Source organism: Streptomyces sp. G-G2, assembly GCF_030063135.1.
In the GTDB taxonomy this organism is placed as follows: Bacteria; Actinomycetota; Actinomycetes; order Streptomycetales; family Streptomycetaceae; genus Streptomyces.
Genome location: NZ_JASISO010000108.1, coordinates 1 through 4,111, shown reverse-complemented (window position 1 = coordinate 4,111; position 4,111 = coordinate 1). Strand labels below are relative to the sequence as shown.

The following is a 4,111-nucleotide window of genomic DNA, read 5'->3' as shown; positions in this document are numbered from 1 at the left end:
CCCCCCCCCCCCCCCCCCCCCCCCCACCGCCGGACTCCTCTTCGACGAGGGTCCGCGCAGCGCCGCCGACCACCGCGCGAACGCCGAGGCGCACGCCGCCGCCGGACACTGGACCGAAGCCGTCCAGGAACGCATGCGCGCCGTCGTGCGCTCCCTGGAGGAACGCACCCTCCTCGATCCGCGCCCCGGCCGCACCGCCGACGAGGCCGCCGCCGAAGCCGCGCGTTCCCTGCCCGCCCACACCGGCGAACTGCGCGCCGCGGCCCGCGCGTTCGACGACGTCACCTACGGCGGCCGCCCCGCCGACAGCGGTACGTACACCCGCCTGCGGGACCTCGACGTCACCCTGCAACGCACCAGACCCCTGCTGACCACCGCGGGAGGCCCGACCGCATGACCAGCACCCGCACTCCGGCGGCGCCCCCCGCCACCGCGCCTCCCCGCGCCTCGACGTCCACCGCGCCCGGAGCCGCCCTGCTCCGGCGCCGGGCCCGCGGCTTCCTCATCGCGATAGCCGTCCTCGTCGTCGCGGGCATCACCCTGGCCTCCCTGCGCACCGGCCAGACCCACGGCAGCCTCGACCCTCGCTCCCCCGACCGCACCGGCAGCCGGGCCGTCGCCCAACTCCTCAAGCAGCGCGGGGTCACCACCCGCGTCGTGACCACCGCCGCCGAAGCCGCCGAAGCCGCGGGACCCGGCACCACCCTCCTGGTCACCGCCCCCGACCTGCTCGGCGCGCAGCGCCGCCCGGTCCTGCGCACCGCCATGGACCTCGCCGGAGGCCGTACGGTCCTCATCGAGCCCACCGGCACCGCCCTCCCGGACCTCACCCCCGGCGTCCATGTCAAGGGCACCTCCCGCGAGAAGACCCTCGCCCCCGCCTGCCCGCTGCCCGCGGCCACCGCCGCCGGGCGCACCGCCACCGGCGGGGGCACCCGCTACACCACCGACCTCCCGCGGGCCGTCTCCTGCTACCCCAGCCAGGGCCACCCCACCCTGCTGGTCCTCCCCGGCGCCCACGGCGGCGACACCGTCGTCCTCGGCTCCGAACGGATCCTGCTCAACGAGTCCCTCGCCGACGAGGGCAACGCCGCCCTGGCCCTGCAACTCCTCGGCACCCGCGGCGAACTCGTCTGGTACCTCCCCTCCCCCGCCGACTCCCTCGACGGCCAGGACGAGCAGCAGAAAAGCTTCTTCGAACTCATCCCCGCGGGCTGGGGCTGGGCCCTGCTCCAGCTCACCGCGGCCGCCCTCCTCGCCGCCCTCTGGCGGGCCCGCAGGCTCGGCCCCCTGGTCACCGAGCGGCTGCCCGTCGTCGTCCGCGCCTCCGAGACCACCGAGGGCCGCGCCCGCCTCTACCGCAAGGCCGGAGCCCGCGACCGGGCCTGCGCCGTCCTGCGGGAGGCCACCCGCCAACGGCTGGCCACGCTGCTCGGCGTACCACCCGCGCACGCCCAGGACCCCGCCGCACTGCTCCCCGCCGTCGCCGATCGCGTCGCGGATCCCGCCCGGGACCTGCCCGGACTGCTCTTCGGCCCCACCCCCACGGACGACGCGGCACTCGTCGCGCTCGCCGACCACCTCGACGCCCTCGAAAGAGAGGTCCGTACCTCATGACGGCCACGCCCGCCGACGCCTACCAGGCAGCCCCCGCCCAGCCGGACGCGGACCGCGCACGCGCCTCGCTCGAAGCGCTCCGCACCGAGATCGGCAAGGCCGTCGTCGGCCAGGACGCCGCCGTCACCGGCCTCGTCGTCGCCCTCCTGTGCCGCGGCCACGTCCTCCTCGAAGGCGTCCCCGGCGTCGCCAAGACCCTGCTCGTCCGCGCCCTGGCCGCCTCCCTCGAACTGGGCACCAAGCGCGTCCAGTTCACCCCCGACCTGATGCCGAGCGACATCACCGGCTCCTTGGTCTACGACGCCCGCACCGCCGAGTTCTCCTTCCAGGACGGCCCGGTCTTCACCAACCTCCTCCTCGCGGACGAGATCAACCGGACGCCCCCCAAGACCCAGTCCTCCCTCCTCGAAGCGATGGAGGAACGCCAGGTCACCGTGGACGGCAGCCCCCGCCCGCTGCCCGAGCCCTTCCTCGTCGCCGCCACGCAGAACCCCGTCGAGTACGAGGGCACCTACCCGCTGCCCGAGGCCCAGCTCGACCGCTTCCTCCTCAAACTCACCGTCCCGCTGCCCTCCCGCGCGGACGAGATCAACGTACTGACCCGGCACGCCGCCGGATTCGACCCGCGCGACCTCAAGGCGGCGGGCATCCGCCCCGTCGCGGGCCCCGCCGACCTCGAAGCGGCCCGCCGCGCCGTCGCCGCCACCACCGTCTCCCCGGAGATCACCGGGTACGTCGTCGACATCTGCCGCGCCACCCGCGAATCGCCCTCCCTCACCCTGGGCGTCTCCCCGCGCGGCGCCACCGCCCTGCTCGCCACCGCCCGCGCCTGGGCCTGGCTGACCGGCCGCGACTACGTCACCCCCGACGACGTGAAGGCCCTCGCCCTGCCCACGCTGCGCCACCGCGTCCAGCTGCGCCCCGAGGCCGAAATGGAAGGCGTCACCGCGGACGCGGTCATCACCGCGATCCTTTCCCACGTCCCCGTCCCGCGCTGATGGCCCTCACCGGACGCGCCGCCCTGCTGGCGGCCCTCGGCAGCGTGCCCGTAGGCCTGCTCGAACCGAGCTGGACCGGGATCCTCGCCGTCAACGGCCCCCTCGCGCTGGCCTGCGCCGTCGACTACGCCCTCGCCGCGCCGGTACGCAGCCTCGTGCTCGCCCGCTCCGGCGACACCGCGGTGCGCCTGGGCGAGGGCGCCGACGTCCATCTCACGGTCACCAACCGGGCGGGCCGCAGGCTCCGCGCCAAGGTCCGCGACGCCTGGCCCCCGAGCAGCTGGCTCCCGGACACGGAAGCCGCGGCCTCCCGGCACACGCTCACGGTCCCGCCGGGCGAACGCCGCCGTCTGACCACCCGGCTGCGTCCTTCCCGGCGCGGCGACCGCAGGGCCGACCGGATCACCATCCGCTCGTACGGCCCGCTGGGCCTCATGGCCCGCCAGGGCAGCCACGTCGCCCCCTGGACGGTCCGCGTCCTGCCGCCCTTCACCAGCCGCAAGCACCTGCCGTCCCGGCTCGCGCGACTGCGCGAGCTCGACGGCCGCACCAGTGTGCTGACCCGCGGCGAGGGCACCGAGTTCGACAGCCTGCGGGACTACGTTCCCGGCGACGACACCCGTTCCATCGACTGGCGGGCCACCGCCCGCCAGAACAAGGTCGCCGTCCGCACCTGGCGTCCCGAACGCGACCGGCACATCCTCATCTGTCTCGACACCGGGCGTACGTCCGCGGGGCGCGTCGGTGACGCCCCCCGCCTGGACTCCGCCATGGACGCGGCCCTGCTGCTGGCGGCCCTGGCCACCCGCGCGGGCGACCGGGTGGATCTGCTGGCCCACGACCGCCGCACCCGCGCACACGTCCAGGGCCGCCCGCCGGGCGACGTCCTGCCCGCCTTCGTGAACGCCATGGCCCCGCTGGAGCCCGAACTCGTCGAGACGGACGCCCGCGGCCTGGTCTCCACGATCCTGCGCGGCGCCCCGCGCCGCTCCCTGGTGGTCCTGCTGACGAGCCTGGACGCCGCCCCGATCGAAGAGGGCCTGCTCCCGCTGCTCCCCAGCCTCACGCAGCGCCACACGGTCCTGCTGGCCTCGGTCGCCGATCCGCACATCGCGGAGATGGCCACGGCCCGGGGCAGCGTCGACGCGGTCTACGAGGCGGCGGCGGCCACCACCACCCAGGCCCAGCGCCGCCGCACCGCGGACCAGCTCTCCCGCCACGGTGTCCACGTCGTCGACGCCACCCCGGACACCCTGGCCCCGGCCCTCGCCGACGCGTATCTCGCCCTCAAAGCAGCCGGCCGCCTCTAAGACGTCCCGTCCGGGTTGCCGACCCTTCTCGGTAACCCGGCGGCACGCCTTTTCCGTCTTCCTGGCCCGGAACGCAGAAAAGCCCCGCACCATAAGGTGCGGGGCTTTCCCGGAAAAATTGTTCGGCGGCGTCCTACTCTCCCACAGGGTCCCCCCTGCAGTACCATCGGCGCTGAAAGGCTTAGC

At 75.3% G+C, this 4,111-nt stretch carries 4 protein-coding genes and 1 rRNA gene; 4 read left to right on the top strand and 1 reads right to left on the bottom strand.

Annotated features, from left to right (window positions below; translation table 11 throughout):
• The 4 genes from QMF80_RS37660 to QMF80_RS37645 form a co-directional block, all read left to right on the top strand.
• A partial coding sequence (locus QMF80_RS37660) for a DUF4129 domain-containing protein (RefSeq protein ID WP_283461907.1) occupies window positions 1–397 on the top strand: 397 nt, incomplete at its 5' end.
• Window positions 394–1,617 (top strand): DUF4350 domain-containing protein, encoded by a 1,224-nt coding sequence (locus QMF80_RS37655; protein ID WP_283461906.1) that lies wholly within the window; start codon window positions 394–396, stop codon window positions 1,615–1,617. The genes QMF80_RS37660 and QMF80_RS37655, both read left to right, overlap by 4 nt.
• Window positions 1,614–2,615 (top strand): AAA family ATPase, encoded by a 1,002-nt coding sequence (locus tag QMF80_RS37650; protein ID WP_283461905.1) that lies wholly within the window; start codon window positions 1,614–1,616, stop codon window positions 2,613–2,615. The genes QMF80_RS37655 and QMF80_RS37650 overlap by 4 nt, the downstream gene beginning before the upstream one ends.
• Window positions 2,615–3,925, top strand: coding sequence for a DUF58 domain-containing protein (locus QMF80_RS37645; protein ID WP_283461904.1), 1,311 nt, complete (start codon window positions 2,615–2,617; stop codon window positions 3,923–3,925). Before QMF80_RS37650 ends, QMF80_RS37645 begins: the two co-directional genes overlap by 1 nt.
• A gap of 120 nt (window positions 3,926–4,045) precedes the next feature.
• On the opposite strand, the gene rrf is transcribed toward QMF80_RS37645, so the two are convergent.
• Window positions 4,046–4,111, bottom strand: a 5S ribosomal RNA gene (gene rrf / locus QMF80_RS38520); the annotation flags it as partial.